24 protein-coding genes and 1 tRNA gene are annotated in these 20,877 nt (G+C 45.6%); 18 read left to right on the top strand and 7 right to left on the bottom strand.

The annotated features are described in order from the left end of the window. Positions 1-3: 3 nt before the first annotated feature. From C1A02_RS04885 to C1A02_RS04875, 3 genes are all read left to right on the top strand, one after another. Positions 4-765, top strand: a complete 762-nt coding sequence (locus C1A02_RS04885) for an ABC transporter ATP-binding protein (protein WP_101697097.1) — start codon at positions 4-6, stop codon at positions 763-765. A gap of 2 nt (positions 766-767) precedes the next feature. Next, positions 768-1,481, top strand: a complete 714-nt coding sequence (locus tag C1A02_RS04880; protein ID WP_101697096.1) for an ABC transporter ATP-binding protein — start codon at positions 768-770, stop codon at positions 1,479-1,481. Between the two features lie 203 nt (positions 1,482-1,684). Beyond that, a complete protein-coding gene (locus C1A02_RS04875; protein ID WP_101697095.1) occupies positions 1,685-1,918 on the top strand; it encodes a hypothetical protein in 234 nt (77 codons plus the stop codon). Here the strand turns inward: C1A02_RS04875 and C1A02_RS04870 are convergent. Further along, positions 1,905-2,570, bottom strand: coding sequence for a hypothetical protein (locus C1A02_RS04870; RefSeq protein ID WP_129588144.1), 666 nt, complete (start codon positions 2,568-2,570; stop codon positions 1,905-1,907). The two genes, C1A02_RS04875 and C1A02_RS04870, sit on opposite strands and share 14 nt — an antisense overlap. A 614-nt stretch (positions 2,571-3,184) precedes the next feature. Further along, positions 3,185-3,260 (bottom strand) — tRNA-Trp (locus tag C1A02_RS04865). A gap of 211 nt (positions 3,261-3,471) precedes the next feature. On the opposite strand from C1A02_RS04865, the gene rpsU reads away from it, so the two are divergent. From rpsU to pta, 5 genes are all read left to right on the top strand, one after another. Then, a complete protein-coding gene (gene rpsU / locus C1A02_RS04860; RefSeq protein WP_009060718.1) occupies positions 3,472-3,648 on the top strand; it encodes a 30S ribosomal protein S21 in 177 nt (58 codons plus the stop codon). Between the two features lie 94 nt (positions 3,649-3,742). Next, on the top strand, positions 3,743-4,276 hold the full coding sequence (locus C1A02_RS04855; RefSeq protein ID WP_101697093.1) for a YqeG family HAD IIIA-type phosphatase: 534 nt from the start codon (positions 3,743-3,745) through the stop codon (positions 4,274-4,276). Further along, on the top strand, positions 4,273-4,710 hold the full coding sequence (gene aroQ / locus C1A02_RS04850) for a type II 3-dehydroquinate dehydratase (RefSeq protein ID WP_101697092.1): 438 nt from the start codon (positions 4,273-4,275) through the stop codon (positions 4,708-4,710). The genes C1A02_RS04855 and aroQ overlap by 4 nt, the downstream gene beginning before the upstream one ends. 22 nt (positions 4,711-4,732) lie before the next feature. Next, a complete protein-coding gene (locus C1A02_RS04845; RefSeq protein ID WP_101697091.1) occupies positions 4,733-5,821 on the top strand; it encodes a M24 family metallopeptidase in 1,089 nt (362 codons plus the stop codon). A gap of 161 nt (positions 5,822-5,982) precedes the next feature. Continuing rightward, complete coding sequence (gene pta, locus C1A02_RS04840; RefSeq protein ID WP_101697090.1) at positions 5,983-6,954, top strand: phosphate acetyltransferase; 972 nt, start codon at positions 5,983-5,985, stop codon at positions 6,952-6,954. Positions 6,955-7,116: 162 nt separating this feature from the next. Here pta and C1A02_RS04835 read toward each other — a convergent pair whose 3' ends face one another. Continuing rightward, a complete protein-coding gene (locus C1A02_RS04835; protein ID WP_101697089.1) occupies positions 7,117-7,818 on the bottom strand; it encodes a flagellar brake protein in 702 nt (233 codons plus the stop codon). Between the two features lie 601 nt (positions 7,819-8,419). On the opposite strand from C1A02_RS04835, the gene efp reads away from it, so the two are divergent. The 9 genes from efp to C1A02_RS04790 all read left to right on the top strand — a co-directional run bounded on the left by efp (position 8,420) and on the right by C1A02_RS04790 (position 17,234). Continuing rightward, a complete protein-coding gene (gene efp / locus C1A02_RS04830; protein ID WP_101697088.1) occupies positions 8,420-8,977 on the top strand; it encodes an elongation factor P in 558 nt (185 codons plus the stop codon). A gap of 52 nt (positions 8,978-9,029) precedes the next feature. After that, positions 9,030-9,488, top strand: a complete 459-nt coding sequence (locus tag C1A02_RS04825; protein WP_101697087.1) for a CD1247 N-terminal domain-containing protein — start codon at positions 9,030-9,032, stop codon at positions 9,486-9,488. A 214-nt stretch (positions 9,489-9,702) separates the two neighbouring features. Beyond that, positions 9,703-10,749 carry an ABC transporter substrate-binding protein gene (locus C1A02_RS04820; RefSeq protein ID WP_101697086.1) on the top strand — a complete coding sequence of 349 codons (1,047 nt, stop codon included), beginning with the start codon at positions 9,703-9,705 and terminating at the stop codon, positions 10,747-10,749. 20 nt (positions 10,750-10,769) lie between these two features. Continuing rightward, positions 10,770-11,507: an ABC transporter permease gene (locus tag C1A02_RS04815; protein WP_243577924.1), complete on the top strand. Its 738-nt coding sequence runs from the start codon at positions 10,770-10,772 to the stop codon at positions 11,505-11,507. After that, entirely contained in the window at positions 11,504-12,115 is a 612-nt protein-coding gene (locus tag C1A02_RS04810) for an ABC transporter ATP-binding protein (RefSeq protein ID WP_101697084.1), read from the top strand. The genes C1A02_RS04815 and C1A02_RS04810 overlap by 4 nt, the downstream gene beginning before the upstream one ends. 151 nt (positions 12,116-12,266) lie before the next feature. Next, complete coding sequence (locus C1A02_RS04805; protein WP_101697083.1) at positions 12,267-14,153, top strand: polysaccharide biosynthesis protein; 1,887 nt, start codon at positions 12,267-12,269, stop codon at positions 14,151-14,153. Positions 14,154-14,408: 255 nt separating this feature from the next. Continuing rightward, positions 14,409-14,687: a CD3324 family protein gene (locus C1A02_RS04800; protein ID WP_101697082.1), complete on the top strand. Its 279-nt coding sequence runs from the start codon at positions 14,409-14,411 to the stop codon at positions 14,685-14,687. Positions 14,688-14,919: 232 nt separating this feature from the next. After that, the gene (locus C1A02_RS04795) at positions 14,920-15,504 is read left to right on the top strand and encodes a DUF1062 domain-containing protein (RefSeq protein ID WP_101697081.1); all 585 of its coding nucleotides are present in this window, start codon (positions 14,920-14,922) and stop codon (positions 15,502-15,504) included. Positions 15,505-15,740: 236 nt separating this feature from the next. Continuing rightward, entirely contained in the window at positions 15,741-17,234 is a 1,494-nt protein-coding gene (locus tag C1A02_RS04790; RefSeq protein ID WP_101697080.1) for a glycoside hydrolase family 10-like protein, read from the top strand. A 71-nt stretch (positions 17,235-17,305) separates the two neighbouring features. Here C1A02_RS04790 and C1A02_RS04785 read toward each other — a convergent pair whose 3' ends face one another. The 4 genes from C1A02_RS04785 to C1A02_RS04770 all read right to left on the bottom strand — a co-directional run bounded on the left by C1A02_RS04785 (position 17,306) and on the right by C1A02_RS04770 (position 20,119). Further along, entirely contained in the window at positions 17,306-18,328 is a 1,023-nt protein-coding gene (locus C1A02_RS04785; protein ID WP_101697079.1) for a hypothetical protein, read from the bottom strand. After that, positions 18,325-18,810: an RNA polymerase sigma factor gene (locus C1A02_RS04780; RefSeq protein ID WP_101697078.1), complete on the bottom strand. Its 486-nt coding sequence runs from the start codon at positions 18,808-18,810 to the stop codon at positions 18,325-18,327. The genes C1A02_RS04785 and C1A02_RS04780 overlap by 4 nt, the downstream gene beginning before the upstream one ends. 279 nt (positions 18,811-19,089) lie before the next feature. Beyond that, positions 19,090-19,659, bottom strand: a complete 570-nt coding sequence (locus C1A02_RS04775; RefSeq protein WP_101697077.1) for a hypothetical protein — start codon at positions 19,657-19,659, stop codon at positions 19,090-19,092. A gap of 13 nt (positions 19,660-19,672) precedes the next feature. Continuing rightward, positions 19,673-20,119, bottom strand: a complete 447-nt coding sequence (locus C1A02_RS04770; protein ID WP_101697076.1) for a cell wall hydrolase — start codon at positions 20,117-20,119, stop codon at positions 19,673-19,675. Positions 20,120-20,314: 195 nt separating this feature from the next. Here C1A02_RS04770 and C1A02_RS04765 point away from each other — a divergent pair, with 195 nt between their 5' ends. After that, positions 20,315-20,863, top strand: a complete 549-nt coding sequence (locus C1A02_RS04765) for a hypothetical protein (protein WP_101697075.1) — start codon at positions 20,315-20,317, stop codon at positions 20,861-20,863. Positions 20,864-20,877: the final 14 nt, after the last annotated feature.

Here is a 20,877-nt window from a genome sequence, read left to right as displayed (position 1 = left end):
CAGATGCCGTTGCTTCAAACAAAACACTTGGGAATTGCATTCGGCGGGCTGCGCGCTTTAGAGGATGTCAATTTTTCACTGGAAGAAAATCAGGTCATGGGCTTAATTGGCCCAAACGGAGCAGGCAAAACCACCATGTTTAACCTGCTGACTCAAGTATACCAACCAACCGAAGGAACCATTGAGCTGGAAGAGAAAAGCATTGTGGGCAAAAAAACCTATGATGTAACCCGCGGCGGAATTGCCCGAACCTTTCAGAATATTCGCTTGTTTAAAGATATTTCTGTGTTGGACAATGTGCGCATTGCCATGAACCATCAAATGAAATATTCCGCTTTGGCGGGAATTCTTCGCTTGCCCTCTTATTGGCGGGAAGAAAAAGAGACCACCGAACGGGCCATGGATCTATTGGAGGTTTTCGGCCTTCAGGATTTAGCGGACTCCAAGTCAAAAAACCTGCCTTACGGTCAGCAAAGAAAGCTTGAGATTGCAAGAGCTTTGGCGGCTTCGCCCAAAGTTTTGCTGCTGGACGAACCGGCGGCGGGAATGAATCCCACCGAAACTCAGGAACTGATGGAATCCATTCAATTGATTCGGGATCGCTTTTCCATTTCGATTCTTCTCATTGAACATGATATGAGTTTTGTCATGGGGATCTGCCAGCGCCTGATAGTGCTGGATTACGGCCGGATCATCGCAGAGGGCAGCGCGGAGGACATCCGTTCCAACCCCAAAGTAATCGCGGCTTATCTGGGAGGGGAATGAGAATGGAAGCAATGCTGTCAGTTCAGGATTTAGTTGTGAATTATGGTTCGATTCGGGCCATTAAAGGGATTTCATTCAAAGTCAAACAAGGGGAAATTGTGACTTTGATTGGCGCGAACGGAGCAGGCAAAACCACGACATTGCACGCTGTTTCAGGGCTTTTAAAGCCGAAAGGCGGCAGTGTGCAGTTCTGCGGCAATAATCTGCTTGGAATCGAGCCGCATAAAATTCTGGGGCTGGGAATGGCTCATGTGCCCGAAGGACGCCGTGTATTTGCACGCATGACTGTGATGGAAAATTTGCAGATGGGCGCTTATATCCGCAAGGACACCGCTGGAATCAGTGAGGATTATGATATGGTGTTTGAGCGGCTTCCCCGCCTGAAAGAGCGTCGCCGGCAGGCGGCAGGAACTTTGTCCGGTGGTGAGCAGCAGATGCTGGCCATTGGCCGCGCGCTGATGGGGCGGCCGAAAATGCTGCTGCTGGATGAGCCTTCTATGGGTCTTTCTCCGCTTTTGGTTGGCGAAATTTTTAAGATTATTACCGATGTGAATCAAGGTGGTATGACGGTTCTGCTGGTGGAGCAGAACGCGAAAAAAGCGCTGGAAATTGCAGACCGGGCTTATGTTTTGGAAACCGGTACCGTTGTAATGTCCGGTGACACCAAAGAACTGTCTGATAATGAAGAGGTGCGCAAGGCCTATCTGGGCGGATAATCCCTGTGACTTTATTTTGATGTAAAAAGGTTCGTTCCCTTTTTGGGGGAACGAACCTTTTTTGTGTTGAAAGTGAGCACTGGTTGTGATTTTTAAGGGTGAGTGTTATACTATTCATATCGAATTGTATCGAAGTATTTTGTAGCCGCCTTGGGCAATTCAAAGGTGAGAAACAATTATAATTGCGGAGGATGATTTTCTTTATGAAAGCTTTGGGAATATTTATTTTATGGCTTTTGGTGCTAATTCCGTTCGGTTATGTGCTGTATTTTATCGTTCGTGCCGCTGTGCGGGACGGTATTTTGGCCGCAAAGGAAAGAGAAAATATTTTGAGAAATGCAGACAGAATAGAGCAAGTGGTTTGCCCCAAATGCGGAAAACAATATGGAAAGAATGAGGCTGGTTGCCCCGATTGCGATCCGGCTAATCCTTCTTAGCCTGCTTTTGTTCAAATAAATCTTGTACGATTTCCCAGTCGTGCTCGTTAAAATCATATTTTTTTCGCACTTTTTGCAGGTTTTGTGTTCCGCTAATCTGTTTGGGCACACCTTGCAAAATAGAATCGATCTTTTTTACAGATTCCAGATCTCGAAACTCTGAATATGTAAATTGAAAGTCTTTTCCGTTCTTGAAAAGAATGGTATAGGAAAACGTATAATACCCCCCAGAACGGCGCCTGCTATGAAAGTACACTTTAGTTTCAACCGAGTCTGCTGTGCTAAGTGGATACTCGTAAGAGATGCGATTAAAGCAGTTGTATTTTAGAATAGAGGTGTTTGTCAGTTCATAACGGGAATAGATTGCCAGCGAATACATTGCAATACACAGAGCGAAAATGAAGGCTGGTACGCCAATACAAATCATCGTATAGCGGATGTTTTTTGGTGTTTCCTTAGTGCTTAATTTTTTCGTCTTACGCTGTTTGCCGAACAACGGATAAATATTTCTGGTCTTTTTTCCGTATTCAATTCCCTCTTTTCCGAAAATAGGTTTCTTCTCTACGAAACCCATGTCCCATAAAATGAGGCAAATACAAAAAAGAATAAAGCCCGGGATCAGTATGAAAAGAGAAGAAGCGCCCTCTGCCATAGCCAACACCTGATCGTTTGCGAATGCGATAGAGGAACGGCTGAAGTGTGTGATAATAGGAAGAGCAAGACCGCTTAGCACTACCGTAAGCAAAAGAAAGCAATAGATAGCTTTGTCTAGAAAAGATAAAGAAGGCATTCGGGGCTTTTTTCGTTTTGACATAATAACCGTCCTAAACAGAATGTGAGATGTATTTTTGTCTTTTACAATTTAAAAAAAATGGCATTTTGCTGTTGTGTGGCAGGCTGCCATAAAATGATTATAACATATTTGGATTCACTGGAATTCTGTAAAATATTCCCACCCGTTTTAACAAGGCCGTTTTTCAAAAGTGGTGAATTTAAAAGATGGAGTTAGTGGATGCATAGCCAAATTGTATACGGGATTTTGTTTTTCACAGCAACTAGCAACTAAATAAAAAGCATTAAAAAAACAAATAATCAACACTGCTATCTTCAAAATGAAGCATAGAAATGCTGATTTATGATGCGTTTATCTTCTAATTTAAATGTCATTTAAACAGCTGGCGGTTAGGAATAAAAATTATTATTTTAAAGCAAAGCTGAAAAAAACCGCATGATTACTGAAAAATCAGTATCCATACGGTTCTTTTGTGGCAGGGGCAGAAGGACTTGAACCCTCGGCACGTGGTTTTGGAGACCACTGCTCTACCAACTGAGCTATACCCCTATGTATTATCTTGTAAAAAAGCTTGTAAAAACTACAAGTGCGGCTATAATAGTATCATTTTATCACTGTTCTGTCAATATCCTTTCCGATTTTTTCATTTGCAAAGATTCTCTGTAAGCACTTGACATCTTTCTGTTCAATCGGTATAATAATTTTTATGTTATATAGATAACTAATACCCCTGCCTGGTGGCGGAGGGGAGGGAAAATAAATGGCTGAAATCAGAATCAAAGACAATGAATCTTTGGACAGTGCGCTGAGACGTTTTAAGAAGCAGTGCGCCAGAGCCGGAGTGATTGCCGAAGTTCGTAAGAGAGAAGCTTACGAAAAGCCTTCGGTAAAGCGGAAGAAGAAGTCTGAAGCCGCACGCAAGCGCAAGTTTAAGTAAGATTTTATGGATGGAAAGCGGGCTGATTCAGCCCGCTTTTTTAACCATTTAACGGTTTAAATACGAGGGGCCTGTAACAAAGAAGGGGGACATTATGCCGTTGTTTTTGCCTACGGCGGCGGTGGAAAAGGTCACCGACATCACGCCGGAACTATTAAAGACCATTGGGGCGAGGGCTATTATTTTGGATGTGGATAACACTTTGGCCACCCATGGTTCGCCAGTACCCCTAGAGGGAACGGTGGAATGGGTTCACGCCATGCGGAAGGCGGGAATCGAAGTGGTGATCATGTCAAATAATTTTGAGAATCGGGTGGCACCCTTCGCCGAAAAATATGATTTGCCTTTTTTGTGTGTGGCACTCAAGCCGCTTCCTTTTGCATATTGGAAGGCGGCACATTTTTTAAAGGTGCCTCGCCGTGAGGCTGTGGCAGTGGGCGATCAAATTTTTACGGACGTGATGGGGGCAAATTTGGCCTTTATGAAGTCCATTTTGCTGGAACCCAGCGACCCAGAGACTAGCCTGTCCTTTCGGGTAAGGCGCAAACTAGAAGTGCCCTTGCGTCAAAAAATTGCCCGCCGACAGGAGAAAAAACGGAAAAAAACAGACAGGAGTGGGGAAGAATGAGCAAAAAACGAGTGCTTGTTTTGTTGGGGCCCAACCTGAATATGGTAGGGATTCGAGAAAAAGGCGTGTACGGTGACGAAACGGCTCAAAGTATCGAAATGCAGATTCGGGAGCGTGCCGAAGAGATGGGCTTTGAAATTGAAATTTTTCAGTCCAACTGGGAGGGCGCTTTGATTGATAAAATTCATGGGGCCAAGGGTGTGTTTGACGGCGTCGTTTTGAACGCAGGGGCACTGACTCATTACAGCTATGCGCTGCGGGACGCAGTGGCCTGCCTGCGGATTCCCTTTATTGAAACCCATATGTCCAATATCTATGCCAGAGAGCCCTTCCGGAGCCAGTCTGTGTTGTCTGACGTATGCGCCGGGCAAATCAGTGGATTTGGCAAACACAGCTATTTCTTGGCTTTGGAGGCGCTGAAAAGCTTGATGTAACCGTTAAGGGAGATGATTTAAGATGAAAACGGCAGTAGAACAGCTTCAGCAGGTTCTGCGGGATCGGGTTCTGGAGCAGGAGGCAGATGCTTTTCTGGTCACATCCCCGCAAAACCGTTTGTATCTGACGGGGTTCCCCTCGTCTGCGGGGGGGGTGCTGGTTACCCGGGATGCGTCTTATTTTTTGACGGACTTTCGGTATTTTGAGGCGGCTCAGCGGCAGGTTACGTCCTGCCAGGTTGTTTTGATGACCCGTTTGTCCGACAACTTTTGGGAACTGGTTCAGCGCCACAAGTTAAAACATGTTTTGGTGGAAAATGCGGGGCTGAACTTGGCGGATGCCAGAAACTACCGAGAGATGTTTGCCCTGTTGGGTGCTCAAACGGTAGAGACGAATACGCTGGATCGCCTGCTGCGTGGTCTGCGGGCTGTGAAAACGCCTCAGGAGCTGAAAAAAATCAAAGCGGCTCAAAGTATTACGGATGCTGCGTTCTCTCATATTCTGACCATCCTGCGCCCGGGAATGACCGAACGGGAAATCGCACTGGAAATTGAGTTCTTTATGCGCAAAAGCGGCGCTCAGGGCGTGGCCTTTGATTTGATTGTGGTGTCAGGCGCCAATGGTTCTTTGTGCCACGGGGTTCCGTCAGAGAAAAAAATCGCCCCCGGCGATTTGGTTACGATGGATATCGGCGCTTTGCTGGATGGCTATCACTCGGATATGACCCGAACAGTGGGCATGGGCTCCTTGTCTGAAGAACAAAGCCGAGTGTATCATACGGTGCTTTCTGCACAGCTGGCAGCCATAGAGGCCGCAAAGCCCGGGGCAGTGTGCAGCCAAGTGGATAAAGCGGCCCGCGATTTAATCGATAAGGACTATCCGGGAACGTTTGGGCACAGCACCGGCCATGGCGTGGGGGTTGAAATTCACGAATGGCCGAATTTTGCGCCTTCTTGTGAAGAGGTACTGCGCCCCGGTATGGTAATTACCGTAGAACCGGGAATCTATTTGCCGGGGAAATTTGGCGTGCGGATTGAGGATATGATTTTTATTACCGAAACCGGCTGTGAAAATTTGACCGAATCTACAAAAGAATTGCTTCTTCTATAAAAATACTGAAAAATCGCCCGATAATGCCTTTTTGCGTTCGAAAAGCAGAAAAGAGTGTTGATATTGTGAAATGCCCGGGTGTATAATAAATAGGCAGATTTGCAGAGATTTGCAGGAATTTGGATAAGAGCTGTAAAAAATAGTAACGGAGGAAAAGAGAGATGTTTGAAGAGCTGATTGCGAAGCTGAAGGGCCAGAATAGAAGGCTTGTGTTTACAGAGGGTTCGGAACCCAGAATTCTGGCTGCCGTGGCTCGTCTGCACCAGCAGGGAATTCTCGCACCGGTGCTTTTGGGCAATCCGGATGAGATAAAAGCCGCTGCGGAAAAGGGCGGATACAATATTGAGGGAATTGAAATTATCGATCTCGACAATTTTGCAGACTTTGATGCTATGGTAGAAAAAATGATGGAACTGAGAAAGGGCAAAATGGATGCCGAGGCATGCCGTAAAGCCCTGAAACAGTCCAATTATTTTGGCACCATGCTGGTACAAATGGGATATGCCGACTGCCTTTTGGGCGGCGCGACTTATTCCACTGCAGATACCGTTCGCCCGGCTTTGCAGCTGATTAAAACAAAGCCCGGCAACAAAATGGTATCTGGCTGCTTTATTCTGCGCCGTGAGAGGGACGGCAAAGAAGAGAAGTATGCAATGGGTGACTGCGCCATTAACATTTCGCCCAATGACGACGAACTGGTAGAGATTACTTTTGAAACGGTTCGCACTGCCCGCTTGTTCGGCATTGATCCCCAGGTCGCGCTGCTTTCTTACAGCTCGATGGGTTCCGGCAAGGGCGATTCTGTATCCTTGATGCAGAATGCAACTGCCAAGGTGAAGGCAGCAAATCCGGATTTCCCGGTGGACGGCGAATTGCAGTTTGACGCTGCGTTTTCCCCTGAGGTTGCCAAGACCAAAGCACCTTCCAGCACAGTGGCAGGCCATGCAAACACCTTTATTTTCCCGGACGTTGACGCAGGCAACATCGGCTATAAGATTGCACAGCGTTTTGGCGGATTTGAGGCATACGGCCCGCTGTTGCAGGGCTTGAATGCACCCATCAACGACTTGTCCAGAGGCTGCAACGCTGAGGAAGTCTATAAGATGGCGATTATCACAGCTGCACAGAAATAATTTTTGTTTTTCAGCAATCAATCAGGGCTGCCTGAAAAGATTCTTTGCGAATCTCTTCAGGCAGCCCTTTTGCGTTGGCCTTTTTATGGTATGATGGAATCGTTTCCAATCGATGGTTTGCAGTACCCGAAAAAGACAAGAAAAGCCTTCCAGGGGTTGTTTTTATTTGGACGCGATTTCCGGGCCGCTGATCTGCCTTTTTTTCCGAAGGATAATCTCCCGCTGTTGGCGGAATACAAACTGTATAATTTTTTCACGCAGCCGGTTATCTAAATGAATGAATTGCCCCCGGTATGTATAGGCTTCTGGGGTTTCTATATCTTCCGCAGGCTGATCCCGGTTTAAAATTTTTGCCTGTACCGTGATAAATAAATCGTGAAGTGTCAAACGGCAGTTGATCCGTTCGCCTTCCTGCAGCAGCAGGTCGGTTTCAAAGCGCATTCCCCCGGCACTGATATTCTGAACCTTCCCTGTGTATATCGGCGGTGTTTCTTCTAAGTTTTCTTCTTCGCTGTCTTTTGTATAATTGAACTGGAACGCTGCATCTACCCGATAGGAATCCCTTCTTTGAATATGTTCCAATTGGCTGACCTGTATTTTCATCAAAAATACATTGTTCTGAACAAAGCAATCCACAATAGAGCCGATGGATCGATAAAGACCTGTTTGAGCATAAAACAGGAATTCGTATCCGTCGCTGGGGAACAGGCGAATGATTTGCCCTTTAAAAATAGGTGCGTAAACAAGCAGCAGATTATCGTCCAATACGGCGTCCACATAGCTTGTATAGATGCGTTTTGGACCATCGTCTGTCGCGGCGCTGATTGTCAGCCTGTCGCCGGGTCCAATATAAGCCGATTTCATGGAATATCTCCCTTCTTTTTTAGAACTGACAAGGGTTGCAACCTGAAAATATGTTAATTTGCTGGTGGGAAAACAATTTTATTTCTTTTTAAAGACATTTTATAAAAAACTTAGGAAAGACTTTTATTTATAGTATAATACAAACAGATATATAATTTCAAATATTATATTTTTTTTGCATTTGCCCGGCAGAAAGCAAAGAAAATATTATACGTTATTAAAATATGTTTTAAATTCATAAAAAGCACTAAACGGCGCAGGAATGTGATATTGTATGAAAAGGGAAAGTCTTGGTTCGGGTTTAAGGAATCAAACGTGTTTTGGAAAAATGTATTCTTGCCAGGATGCCGTTCCTTTGAGGAAGCCTTTGATTGAATGAATTCGCTTTTGAATTTGCGCCGGAAAAGTCTGTTTTTAAACAGGACAAAGCTCTTTCTTTATCCGCTGCCAAAACAGAATATTGAAAAAGAGGCCCATAAGGCGGATGCCGGCTGTTTCTTTTGGGAATGGGAATTCGAAAGATTCTCAGATAATGCTTGAAAAATGGGAGAAAATATTATAGACTAAGGAATGTAAATAATAATTTGGAGGAATCAAACCCATGATATCTGCAGGCGATTTTCGCAATGGCGTGACATTTGAAATGGACGGCAATGTGGTGTCCATTATAGAATTCCAGCATGTAAAACCCGGAAAAGGCGCGGCCTTCGTTCGTACAAAAATCCGTAACGTGATGACCGGCTCTGTTACAGAAAGAACCTTTAACCCCAATGATAAATATCCCACTGCCTTTGTGGAGCGCAAGGACATGCAGTATCTGTACAGCGATGGCGATCTGTACTATTTCATGGACAACGAAACCTATGAGCAGATTCCGATTAACAAATCTGTTTTGGGTGACAACTTCCGCTTTGTAAAAGAAAATATGGAATGTAAGGTTCTGTCTTATAAGGGCAATGTATTTGGAGTGGAGCCGCCCAACTTTGTTGAGCTGCAGATTACCGAAACCGATCCCGGCTTTAAGGGTGACACTGCAACCAACGCCACAAAGCCTGCTACGCTGGAAACCGGCGCACAAATTCGCGTGCCGCTGTTTATTGATGAGGGTGAGATGATCCGAATCGATACCAGAACCGGCGAATATATGGAACGCGCATAACCTTTCTTTATGGGAAGTTTATGATAAAATGAAATGAAAAGGGGGCATCATTATGACCAATACAGAAAGAGTAGCTTATATCCGCGGATTGACCGAAGGTCTTGAGCTGGATGCAGACAAAAAAGAAGTAAAGGTAATCAACGCGATAATTGATTTGCTGGATGATATGGCGCTGACATTGGCGGATATGGAAGCAAATCAGGAGGAGTTGGCGGATCAGCTGGACGCTGTTGACGAAGATCTGGGTACGCTGGAGGATGATTTCTACGGCGACGAAGATGACGACGAGGATTATGATGCTGATGAAGATGACGACGAGTGCTATTACGAGGTAACCTGCCCTGCTTGTGCAGAAACCTTGTGCTTGTCGGAAGATATTATTAATGACGGCCATATCGATTGCCCGAATTGCGGTGAAAATCTGGAATTCGATTTAGATGATTTGGTGGAAGAAGATGAGGACGCAGACCACGCAGGATGCGGTTGCGGCCATCACCATCACGTTCACTAATCGCAGTATCTATTTTATAACAAGCTGGTTGCTGCAAAACCGGTGCCTCGTGCACCGGTTTTTTTGCTGTACAAAGGGTCTGATAAACGATTGTCTGTTAGTTGACAATTATTGGTAGCTTTCGTATAATTGTGTTGCAGAAGAACAGGCTAAGACGCAAAGCGTCAAAGCCAGCAGAATAGCCCGAATACTTTGAAATAGAAAGAGGATTGGTATGAAATTTTTTAAAAAAATAACAGCCGTATTCCTATCCACTGTGTTGCTTGCGGCATCGGCCGGGTGCGCCGGAAAACCCGCTGAGTCATCCCAGCAGCCGGTTATCAGCGAATCCCAAAGCAGCGAAACACCCATTGAAAAGCCAAAGCTGCGCATTGGCGCCATTAAAGGCCCCACCGGCTTGGGACTTTTGCAGGTGATGGAGAAAAATGATGCAGACGAAGCGGACAACCATTATGAATTTACTGTTGTTGGCAGCCCGGATGAAATTGTCAGCAAGCTTACCACGGGTGAGTTAGATGCTGCGGCAGTCCCCACTAATCTGGCGGCTACTTTATACAATAAAACCGAAGGGAAAATTCAGTTGACGGCTATTAATACGTTGGGTGTTCTCTATCTGGTTACAAATGGGGAAGAAATTGCCGATATCGCCGATCTGAAGGGCAAAACCATCTATTCTTCCGGTCAGGGTGCGGCACCGGAATATGCGCTGAATTACATTTTAGCCGCCAATGGCTTAACAGATGATGTAAAGGTAGAATACCTGTCAGAGCATGCGGAGCTGGCGTCACAGGTAATCGCAGGCAAAATCTCGATTGCGGTTCTGCCCGAACCCTTTGTGACTCAGGTGACCACAAAGAATGAACAGGCTAAGGCAGCCTTAGACTTAACGAAAGAATGGGACAAGGCTGTAGCGCTTAACAAAGACGGCAGCAGTGTTCTGACCATGGGTTCTTTGGTGGTGCGGCGTGATTTTGCGCAGGAAAACGAAGAAGCCTTCGATCATTTCTTGGCGGAATACAGGGCTTCGGTGGATTATGTCAATAAAAATCCGGAGAAAGCGGCAGCTTTGTCTGAAAAATATGACATTATGGCGGCCGCCGTGGCTGAAAAAGCCATTCCCAATTGCAACATTGTGTTTATTGATGGAACCGAAATGAAAGCCAAGGCCGCAGACTTTTTGAAAATCCTGCACGGCTATAATCCCAAATCCGTCGGCGGAACCTTGCCGAAGGACGACTTTTACTATATTTACACCGGATGAGTGTTCTAAGAATCAAGAAATTGCTGCGCGGAATTGGTGTGGCTGTGTTTTGGCTGGCAGTCTGGCAAGTGCTTTATTGGAACGTAGGGCAGGAGATACTGATGGTATCTCCTGTTCAAACGTTACAGCGGATTTTTCTGTTAGCAGGACAGCCGAATTTTTGGATATCTGCCGGAATATCCTTGCGAAATGTGGCGGCAGGGTTTCTGTTTGCTTCCGCTTTGGGGATTGTACTGGGGGTGCTTTGTTCCCGTTTCCGTTTTCTGCATCAGCTGGTGTATCCGCTCTTCAGTGTGATTAAAGCGACACCGGTGGCCTCTTTCATTATTTTGGCTCTGGTGTGGCTGCAAGCTGCCCGGGTGCCGGCGTTTATTGCAGCACTGATTGTTTTGCCCATTGTGTTCGGCAATGTGTGCCAGGGGATTGCCGCCACAGACCGGGAACTGCTGCAAATGGCGGCGGTATTTCGGCTGGGAAGGCGAAAAACTTTACAGCATGTTTATCTGCCGTCCCTGATGCCGTATCTGACCGCGGCCTTTACCACCGGAATCGGGCTGGCTTGGAAGGCCGGTGTTGCCGCAGAAGTGCTGGCCAATACTCGGAATTCCATCGGCGGCAAGATATATGGAGCCAAAATCTATTTGGAAACTGCAGATTTGTTTGCCTGGACAGCTGTGGTCATTCTTTTAAGCGTTATCTTAGAGCGGATGCTGGTGTTTTTTATTCGTAAACTGCCGTGGGGGGAGGGCAAAGCATGAATCTGGAGCATTTGACCAAAAGCTATCAGGGGCGTTTTGTCCTTCAGGATTTTTCGCTGGAGCTCCCGGAACGGGGAACGGTTTGCCTGTTTGGCCCTTCCGGCTGTGGAAAAACCACGCTTCTTCACTGCATGGCCGGCGTTTTAAAACCGGACAGCGGAACCATTTCTGGCCTTTTGGGGAAAAAGATATCCTATGTATTTCAAGATCACCGTTTGCTTCCGTGGGCAACCGCACTGGAAAACATCCAGCTGGTGCTGCCGCCGGAACAAAAGGAACAGGCCAGGGATTGGATTCGGATGGTGGGGATGGGGGCGTATGCCGCCCAAAAGCCGGGTCAGCTGTCCGGTGGGCAGCGGCAGCGCATTGCCATTGCGCGGGCGCTGGCCTATGGGGGCGATGTTTTGCTGCTGGATGAACCCTTTCACGCGCTGGACCAAACAGCTGCCAATGAAATGATGTCGCTTTTAAAGAGTACGTCCGCCGATTCTCTTAATATTTTAGTGACGCACAACCGGCAGGAGGCCGAGCAATTATCTGATTTCATTTATTTTTTAGAAGGCCCGCCGCTGTGTGTTCTGTCGGCTCAAAGGCCGAAATCGCAATAAAATCACCGAATTTCGGCATAATAGGAGAAAGCGGCGGCTGATTTCCATTTGGTATCCATCTATATTTACTATTTTTGTATTTCTTTTATGAGGTAATTGTGCTATACTCTATAAGTTAATATTTTAATTGGCTTTTTGGGAGTAATTTATAATGAAGAATAAAAGGCTTACCTTGTTATATACGCTGCCGCAGATTCTGCTCGATATTATCTGTATTTACGCCAGCTACTGGATTGCATTTATTCTGCGTCTGGAAAACAATATAACGCCTAATTATAGAGAAGCGTTTCACAATTTTATGCCCTGGGCGACCTTAATTTGTCTGGGCATTTTTGCTGTCGCAAAGTTTTATAATACCATGTGGCAGTTTGCCAGTTTGGACGAGCTGATTCAGATCTTTTTCGGGACAGCCTTTGCCAGTGTGGTGCTTTTGGTAATGGGGTACACCGTGTTTCGGCCGGAACGTTTCCCATTTACGGTCTATGTGATGGGCGGCCTGCTGATGCTGTTTTTTGTGGGCTTTTCCCGTTTCAGCTTCCGTTTAATGCGGCGGGCCAGAAAGAAAAATCAGGCACAGCAGAAAGATAAGGCAGAATTTCATCGGGTGATGATCATCGGTGCGGGCGAAACCGGCTCTATGATTATCAAAGAAATGAAAAATGCCCCTGAAACCAGCGGGATTCCCGTGGTGGCTATTGATGACAACAAGGCCAAGCGGGGCAGCCGCATTCATGGCGTTAAGGTGGTCGGCGGCCGCGAAAGCATTCTGAAAATGGCGGTGCGCCATAATGTGGATCAGATTTTGCTGGCGATTCCCACCACCAAGAAAAAGGATTTGCAAGATATTTTGCAAATCTGTTCCAAAACGGGCTGTCAGCTGAAAACCGTGCCGGATTTCAGCGAGATTCTGGAAAATGGAATCGACACCCAATCCATTCGCGATGTAGAAATTACCGACCTGTTAGGGCGGGACGAAATCACTTTAAATGTAAACGAGATTTGCGGGTATTTAACAGATAAAACCGTGTTGGTTACGGGTGGCGGCGGTTCTATCGGATCAGAACTTTGCCGGCAGATTGCTTATTTTAATCCGAAAAAACTGATTATATTCGATATTTACGAAAACAATGCCTATGATTTGCAGAATGAACTGCTCATGCGCTTTAAGCGTTTGAAGCTGGAGGTTTTGATAGGTTCTGTGCGGGATGCCGCCCGAATTAATCATGTGTTTGAGGTATGCCGACCCGACGTAGTCTTTCATGCGGCGGCTCATAAGCATGTTCCTTTGATGGAAATGAGTCCCGGCGAGGCCGTGAAGAACAATGTGTTTGGCACTTTGAACGTGGCTCATGCGGCGGATCGCTATGGGGTGGACCGCATGGTGCTGATTTCCACCGATAAGGCAGTGAATCCCACCAATGTGATGGGCGCCACCAAGCGGATTTGCGAATTAATTATTCAGTATTTCAGCCGTCACAGCAAAACAGATTTTATGGCGGTTCGGTTCGGCAATGTTCTGGGCAGTAACGGCAGCGTGATTCCTTTGTTTAAAAAGCAGATTGCCTCTGGCGGCCCGGTTACCGTAACCCATCCGGAAATTATCCGTTACTTTATGACGATTCCGGAAGCGGCTCGATTGGTACTTCAGGCTGGGGGAATGGCCCGGGGTGGCGAGATTTTTGTTCTGGATATGGGGCAGCCTGTCAAGATTGTGGATTTGGCGCGCAACCTGATTCGTCTTTCCGGATATGAGCCGGATGTGGATATTAAGATCGTGTACACCGGTTTGCGTCCCGGCGAAAAGCTGTATGAGGAACTGCTTTTGGACAGCGAAGGCGACTGCACCAAAACCTCTCATGAGCTGATTTACATCGGAACTCCCATTCCCTTCAGTGAAGAAACTTTTCTTTGTGAACTGGAGGAACTGCGTTCCTGTGCCGGGGTGGACAATGTGCAGATGATGGGAATTATCCATCGCCTGGTTCCCACATACAGCGGTCATGCGGAAAAAAGTGACGCATTGGCCCGTGAGGAATAAAAAAGCAAAGCACAAAGAACAGAGGGGATTCTCTGGCCTTTGTGCTTTTTTGCATGCTTTTCATAGAGCATAGATTGACATTACGGACTGCCATTACTATACTTGTTAACAGAATATGGAAGGAGGGCTGAAAGCTTATGATTAATCCAGTTGTTATTGTTGCATAGCAAGGGCTGTTGCAACAAAACGCAAGTTTTATGTGCTATTATAGCCTTTGCTATTCCTGGTAAAAGAATTTTTATTTAGGAGAGCAAAATGAGCTATCAAAAAGCAAAATATATTCTGCCTGCAAAAGTACTGGAATTGGTGCAGGAATATGTGGACGGGGAATGTATTTACATTCCTAGAAAGTCAGGCAATAAGAAGGATTGGGGAAGCCAAACTTTTATTCGTAAAGAATTAGCAGATCGGAATATGCAAATCTATCAAGATTATCAGTCTGGATATGATTTAAGATATCTTTCGGATCAGTATTATTTATCCTTAAAAAGCATCCAAAGAATCATAAGACAGGAAAAAACAAAAAATAATTAAGAAGCGAGCCGGTGCAGGAAAAGAAACTGCATTGGCTCATTTTCTTTTCTCAATTAAGTTTAAGGTTGGTCTTCCTTTTTGAAAGCCTTACAATAAAAACAGGAATTCAAAAGAGAATCCAATTTTTATTTTAAAAATTTAGGGGGAACCGTTTTGAAAAAAAGATACGACCATACTCCACCATTTTATACCTTTCTGTTTTTAAGCGATAAAATAGGAAGGAAATTTGTGAGTGAAACAAGTAATATGGGAGGTGCGGTATGTTTCGCCGCCGCCGGCCATTCGATACTGTAAAAAATGTGGAAGAAAAAGTGAGTTTATATGTTCTAATTCGTTTCGGGTGAATGCCCAGAGAAAGTTCTTGGATATTTGGTTGATTTATAAATGTTCCCATTGTGATACCACATGGAATTCCACGCTTTATTCGCGTATCAATCCGCAAAGCTTAAGCTCAGAGCAGTTGGAACAGTTTCATACCAATGACAGGTTTTTGGCGGAGCAGTATGCTATGGATACCGAACGATTGCGCAGAAACGGAGCAAAAGCAGGCTTGCCGGATTACACAATCGTCGGGGAAGATATTTGTGCCGGTGTTCCAACAGAATTGCATATTATGAGCCGCTACCAAAGCCAAATTAAAATAGCGGCAATTCTGCGCGAAAAATTAAATTTATCACAAAAGGCCTTTGAACAACTGCTAAATTCCGAACAAATAAAGAGCGTTTCTGTTTTGGATTTGCAAAAATGCAAATTACACAATGAAATAATACTAATGATAGGAACTGATGCATTGCATCATGAAAGTTTAAAAGAATAATTCCGTTCCATTTTGTGATATTCAAAATAGGTTTCGAGAGCTATGGGATTTTCCATAGCTCTCTTTTTGTTTGGGAGGGAATATTTAGTAATTGACAGGATTCTATTGTTTGAAAGTGGGATGTCTTTTATAATGAAAACAATGGAAGACTTGGAAAATGGCGGAAAGATTTCTGCCGACGATTTGGGAAGTACTTTTGTATGATTTGGAAACGATAACAAAGAAAGGAAAAACTTATGAATAGAATGGATGTACTGAAAAAAGGACTTGCGGTTTTTATGGCGGCAGTCCTATCTGTTGGCGCTGGAGGGGCGGTTTATGCGCAAAACACCTCTCAGCCGGTGGGCACGCTGGCAATGGATACGCGAAGCTATCAGATGGCGCCGGGCAATATTTATGATTTTCGGGCAACCGTATCCGGCTCCGGATTGGATCAATCGAAAATCAAGGTATATTCTTCCCGGGACGGCATCGCAAAGGTCAGCCGAGTGGCCGGAACGGACAAGTATCGAATCACCGGTTTGCAGGAGGGCGTTTCTTACGTGATTGCAGAAATTAATGGCGTTCATGCCTCTGTAAAGGTTACGGTGCAAAAGGGAGTGAGCCCGAAAGGGGAGGCCTGCCGATCCGTTTCTATTGTGGGAGCCAATGCTCAGGTGACAGAAGCGGAAATGCGTGCGGTTTGGATTCCTTATATGAGTTTGGATATGAGCTCCAGTGCCGATCAAAGCGCGGCCGCTTTCCAGAAAAAGTTTGACGGTTTGGTGGCTCAGGCCAAACGAAACGGAATGAATACGCTGATTGTTCATGTGCGTCCCTTTGGGGATTCTCTGTATCCTTCCGGGTATTTTCCGTGGTCTCATCTTCTGACGGGTACACAGGGAAAAGCACCGGGATACGATCCGTTAGCCTATATGGTGCAGGCAACCCATAACGCAGGAATGAAATTTCACGCTTGGGTCAATCCGATGCGGATTTCCTTAAAGGGAGTTCCTACCGCGCTTTCTGCCGATAACCCTTATACCAAATGGAGCGGTGATTCCCAAAAGAACAACTGGACCATGGAGTGGGAGGGCGCAAAATATTATAACCCCGGCGTTGCACAGGTGCGAAGCCATATTGTCAGCGGAATTGAAGAAATTGTAAAAAACTATTCCGTGGACGGCGTGCAGTTTGACGATTATTTCTATCCCACGCAGGCCGCATCCATCGACAGCGTTTCTTATCAGGCCAGCGGAACAACTCTTTCTGTGGCGGATTGGCGCAAGCAGAATATAAACTCTTTGGTGTCTCAGGTTTACAGCAGCATTAAAAAAATAAAACCGGGGGTTGTGTTTGGCATTTCGCCCCAGGCCAGCATTCAGAATGATTTAAACATGGGTGCCGATGTTTACACTTGGGGAAGCCAGCCGGGCTATGTGGATTACATTTGCCCCCAGATGTATGTGAATTCCCAGCACACAGGAATGCCTTTTGATTCAACGGCGGTTACTTGGCGGCAGCTGGTGAAAAACCCAAATGTAAAGCTGTATTTCGGCTTGGCGCTTTACAAGGCGGGTTCTGCCGTAGACGGCGGCACCTGGCAAAATTCCAATTCAATTTTGGCGGATCAAATTCAAAAAGGCAGAAGCCTTGGCACAGACGGCTTTATGCTGTATTCTTCCGCTTATCTGGAGCATGATCAGACTCGGGCAGAAATGAACTCCATTAGGCAGTTGTTGGGAGTATAAAAGCACGACATAAAAAGTACGGATACCATTTGGTATCCGTACTTTTGTGTTTGGGTGTTTTTTGATAATATTTAATCCAGCAAGGTAGCAGTAAGATCAAATCCATCTGGGTCGGTATGAAGCACAACATTACGCGTTTGGGTGGAGCCGTCTTGAAAGGTTACCGTAATGCGAAGCTTGGTACCGTTCAGTGGGGAAATCATTCCACTTATTTTTTTGTTTTCAAACTCCGACACTGCTTGGTCAAATTTATCCCATTCAGCCGATGGTTTTCTTCTTCTTACCTTAGGGCCCAGAATTTCATATTCCGGCTCTTTTTCGGGACGCAGCTTTTCTATGATTTCGTCTTCCTTTGCCAGCTGTTCGGCAGAAACCAAATAAGACAGCCGGTAGCCATACTGTTTGCCCAAATCATCCTGATCCTCATAGGCGATGGTATAGCTTTTTCCTACCGTTTTATAGGCCCAATGAACCTCGGTAGGATCCTCTTGTGTATATTTTGATACATCGAAAAAATTTGTAAGATCCACGCCGACTCCTGTCATGTCAAAGGACCAGGGATCGATTGGATAGTCAGAGGGATAGTAATCACCTTTCGTGTCTTCAATGGCTTGAAACATTTCATAATAGTCATGTACTTGTTTTTTCGTCAGTATCACTATTTTTGCAAAAGTGAGCCGGTCCGATTCATAGGTAATGTTTTTGATGTTTTCCCCTTGGCATTTCAGTCCAAAAACATTATAAGTATACCATTCTTCAGAGCCGTCTTTTAAGTTAAGAGTATTAAAAGAAAAACCGTCTGCGCTATAAGTTTGCAGTCTGATGGTGGAACCTTTTTTCATGGTATTTTGTTTTTGATCCGCCGCCATGGCTACCAGAGTAAACTGATTGTTCGAATCGGGTGCCGTGGGATTCGGCCGCCAGAAAACACCCAGCATCAATACCAAAATCGCAGCAAAACACATGGCCGCTTTGGGAAGTGGACGTGGAATTCGGCTGTGACAAGGTGTTTGCACCGCAGTCAGCACTTTTTGCTTTAAGTCCGGAGCAACCGGAATCTGCTCGATTGCTTTTTTAAAATCATTTTCATTCATTCTGCTGCTGCCTCCTTTAATAGTTGGATTTTTAGCTTTTCCCTGCCGCGCCGGGCAGCTGCCTTCACTGCATTTTCATTCATCTTCAGAATGATGCCGATTTCCTTTAGTTTATAGCCCTCCACATAATGCAGATACAGTATGGTTTTATCCTTATAGGGCAAAGACATCAGCTGCTCTAACACAAAATGATCTTGCGGCCGCTCCGCAATCCCCTCCAAAGCATCCATGCTGACTGTGGAGCGGCGAAACCAGCCCCGCAAACGATCTTTGCTTTTGTTGGTAGCCACCCGAATGAACCATGCTTTTTCATGTTCTTCATTTTGAAATTGCGGGTGCTTTTTCCAATACTGAACAAAGGTATCCTGCACCGAATCTTCCGCATCCTGTTGATTGCACAAAATGACCATACACAGGCGGAATAGGCTGGAGCCATAAAGATCAAACTTTTGGGAAAGGCTATTTTCCTCCAGCTCCTGCATTGTATCACCCCTTTCACCAATAAAACGACTGCAAACAGCGAATGGTTACTTTTCTTTTGAAAAAATAAAATTTTATTAGAAGTTTTTGACTGGAATGAATCGTCGGGCTTGTCCCACATTAAAGTATAAGGCAATTAAATCAAATGCAAAATAACTTTTAAGAAAGGAGGGCAATAAAAAAACAAAACACCCCCGAACCTTTGGCGCGGATTGCCAAAAGATACAGAGGTGCAGGGAATTTCTGTTTTTTAGAAAGGAATCGATTTTTTAAAAAAGCGATTAATAATAAAAACGGATAAATTTGATGTTGTAAAAATCGCAGGCGAGAAGATCGTCACTGTCTGATTCGTTGATCAGAATATAGTTGGCTCCTACACCCAGCAGTGTGCCGGTGCGGTCTGTCAATGTGTTGGTTCCCAAAAGGAACTCAACCCGAACCCGGCGGCCGATTTGGGTGCGCAAAAAACCATTCAGATATTGCAGGCTTTCCACAGTCATCGGCATAGGCTGATTTAAATCGGTAATGGCACCGGAAAAGCTTTCGGGTGGGACATTTGGGACAAAGGTTCCTGTGCCCGGGAAGGTGCCCGAAGTAATTCCTCCGCTTTGCGTGGCAGCAGACGACTGCGGGAACGTAAGCTGCTGATAAGATGTGCCGGGAGCGGCTGTGCTTTGCGTGGCAGACGGTGCGGGTTGGGCCGGCAAAACAAATGGTTGGGAGCCAGAACCGCTTTGAGCGGGTGCGGAAGGCATTTGTTGAGCTGCCGGCTGCCAGGGAGTGATCCCGCAGGAAGGGCAAGCGCCGTTCTGGGAATATACAGCGCTGTAACCCGTGTTTTGCTGATTCATGGTTTTCACCTCGTTATGTGGATTGGTATTTTTCGGTGGGCGCGTAAAAACAGTGCTGATTAATGTGATTGAAAAATGTGCCTACGCCTCCGGGGGGGAAAGCGGGCGGACAGTCGGGACGATACGGATTAAAAAAGAACAGGCTGTTTCCCACACCGGAAAAGATGTTGCCTGCCATCACACTGTCGGCGATTTGGTAATGGATTTCTTCCGGATCCATATTGTAAACGTTTTGGGAATTGTAGTTTCCTCCTACGCTGGTCATCATGCAGGTGAATTGTCCGCGCTGTTCAATAATATTTCGGATGTTTCCGCCTTGGCTGATTCGAAAAAATTCGCCGTAGGGGACATTGGCTCGGTTGACAACTACAGTAGCCACCGCGTTCATTCCGTTATCCCCTTCGCCGCCTGCTTCGCATTTAATCAGCCGGGCAAACAGCTCTCTTTCATCATAAGGCATTTGACTTCATTCCTTTGCTGCAAGCAATTGGCGAAAATACGCCTTAACACAGTATATGGTTGTACTTTCGTTCTGACACAAAATACTTTTTCCGAAACAACTACATAAACAAATGGTACCGATTCATACTAAGCAGTACATTCCGGGGAAACAAATCCTTGTTTTAGATGGCTCATTCAGGGAAAGAGGGGGATTATGAAAACCGTTGTGTTGTGTGGAAAACAAAGCGACACCACTTTATCAGAAGTTTTAGTCCGAGCCCTGCAGCAATACGGGCAGGTGCAGTATTACAATGGGAAAGAGCTAAAACGTTGTTCCGAGTCAAAAACATTTGAATTTTGTGTTTATGATTGCGAACAGATTCCGCTGTTAGAACTTCCGGATACGATTTTGGTTTTTAAAAACAGTTTTTCTGTTTCTTCAGAACCAATCAGGCTTCCCGAAGGAATTCCGGCGGTATTTGGCTCTCATAACGGAAAGGCGGCTGAGCAGCTTAAAGGCAGCCATGTAACACCGGTGGTTTGCGGCACTTCTTCTAAAGATACGCTGAGCGTTGCCAGTTTGGCAGAAACCAGCGCGTCGGTCAGCCTTCAAAGAAGCGTGCGCACCCTGTGCGGCGAGATTTTGGAACCGAAAGATATTTCGATTGAATTGGTGCAGCAACTGGGGCCATATCCCCTTTTGGCAACCTGTGCAGTGTTTCTTCTTTGTGGAATGGATTCGGAAAAAGGATTCCGATTTTAATTTGTAAAAATTGT

The organism is Clostridium minihomine, from assembly GCF_900240385.1.
GTDB lineage: Bacteria > Bacillota > Clostridia > Oscillospirales > Acutalibacteraceae > Faecalispora > Faecalispora minihomine.
This window is presented reverse-complemented; position numbering and strand designations above follow the sequence as displayed.

What these genes read in the sequence shown, in the direction of transcription:
- C1A02_RS04885 (WP_101697097.1), top strand. Translation starts at nt 4, where the DNA reads ATGCCGTTGCTTCAAACAAAACACTTGGGAATTGCATTCGGCGGGCTG.
- C1A02_RS04880 (WP_101697096.1), top strand. Translation starts at nt 768, where the DNA reads ATGGAAGCAATGCTGTCAGTTCAGGATTTAGTTGTGAATTATGGTTCG.
- C1A02_RS04875 (WP_101697095.1), top strand. Translation starts at nt 1,685, where the DNA reads ATGAAAGCTTTGGGAATATTTATTTTATGGCTTTTGGTGCTAATTCCG.
- C1A02_RS04870 (WP_129588144.1), bottom strand. Translation starts at nt 2,570, where the DNA reads ATGGCAGAGGGCGCTTCTTCTCTTTTCATACTGATCCCGGGCTTTATT.
- rpsU (WP_009060718.1), top strand. Translation starts at nt 3,472, where the DNA reads ATGGCTGAAATCAGAATCAAAGACAATGAATCTTTGGACAGTGCGCTG.
- C1A02_RS04855 (WP_101697093.1), top strand. Translation starts at nt 3,743, where the DNA reads ATGCCGTTGTTTTTGCCTACGGCGGCGGTGGAAAAGGTCACCGACATC.
- aroQ (WP_101697092.1), top strand. Translation starts at nt 4,273, where the DNA reads ATGAGCAAAAAACGAGTGCTTGTTTTGTTGGGGCCCAACCTGAATATG.
- C1A02_RS04845 (WP_101697091.1), top strand. Translation starts at nt 4,733, where the DNA reads ATGAAAACGGCAGTAGAACAGCTTCAGCAGGTTCTGCGGGATCGGGTT.
- pta (WP_101697090.1), top strand. Translation starts at nt 5,983, where the DNA reads ATGTTTGAAGAGCTGATTGCGAAGCTGAAGGGCCAGAATAGAAGGCTT.
- C1A02_RS04835 (WP_101697089.1), bottom strand. Translation starts at nt 7,818, where the DNA reads ATGAAATCGGCTTATATTGGACCCGGCGACAGGCTGACAATCAGCGCC.
- efp (WP_101697088.1), top strand. Translation starts at nt 8,420, where the DNA reads ATGATATCTGCAGGCGATTTTCGCAATGGCGTGACATTTGAAATGGAC.
- C1A02_RS04825 (WP_101697087.1), top strand. Translation starts at nt 9,030, where the DNA reads ATGACCAATACAGAAAGAGTAGCTTATATCCGCGGATTGACCGAAGGT.
- C1A02_RS04820 (WP_101697086.1), top strand. Translation starts at nt 9,703, where the DNA reads ATGAAATTTTTTAAAAAAATAACAGCCGTATTCCTATCCACTGTGTTG.
- C1A02_RS04810 (WP_101697084.1), top strand. Translation starts at nt 11,504, where the DNA reads ATGAATCTGGAGCATTTGACCAAAAGCTATCAGGGGCGTTTTGTCCTT.
- C1A02_RS04805 (WP_101697083.1), top strand. Translation starts at nt 12,267, where the DNA reads ATGAAGAATAAAAGGCTTACCTTGTTATATACGCTGCCGCAGATTCTG.
- C1A02_RS04800 (WP_101697082.1), top strand. Translation starts at nt 14,409, where the DNA reads ATGAGCTATCAAAAAGCAAAATATATTCTGCCTGCAAAAGTACTGGAA.
- C1A02_RS04790 (WP_101697080.1), top strand. Translation starts at nt 15,741, where the DNA reads ATGAATAGAATGGATGTACTGAAAAAAGGACTTGCGGTTTTTATGGCG.
- C1A02_RS04785 (WP_101697079.1), bottom strand. Translation starts at nt 18,328, where the DNA reads ATGAATGAAAATGATTTTAAAAAAGCAATCGAGCAGATTCCGGTTGCT.
- C1A02_RS04780 (WP_101697078.1), bottom strand. Translation starts at nt 18,810, where the DNA reads ATGCAGGAGCTGGAGGAAAATAGCCTTTCCCAAAAGTTTGATCTTTAT.
- C1A02_RS04775 (WP_101697077.1), bottom strand. Translation starts at nt 19,659, where the DNA reads ATGAATCAGCAAAACACGGGTTACAGCGCTGTATATTCCCAGAACGGC.
- C1A02_RS04770 (WP_101697076.1), bottom strand. Translation starts at nt 20,119, where the DNA reads ATGCCTTATGATGAAAGAGAGCTGTTTGCCCGGCTGATTAAATGCGAA.
- C1A02_RS04765 (WP_101697075.1), top strand. Translation starts at nt 20,315, where the DNA reads ATGAAAACCGTTGTGTTGTGTGGAAAACAAAGCGACACCACTTTATCA.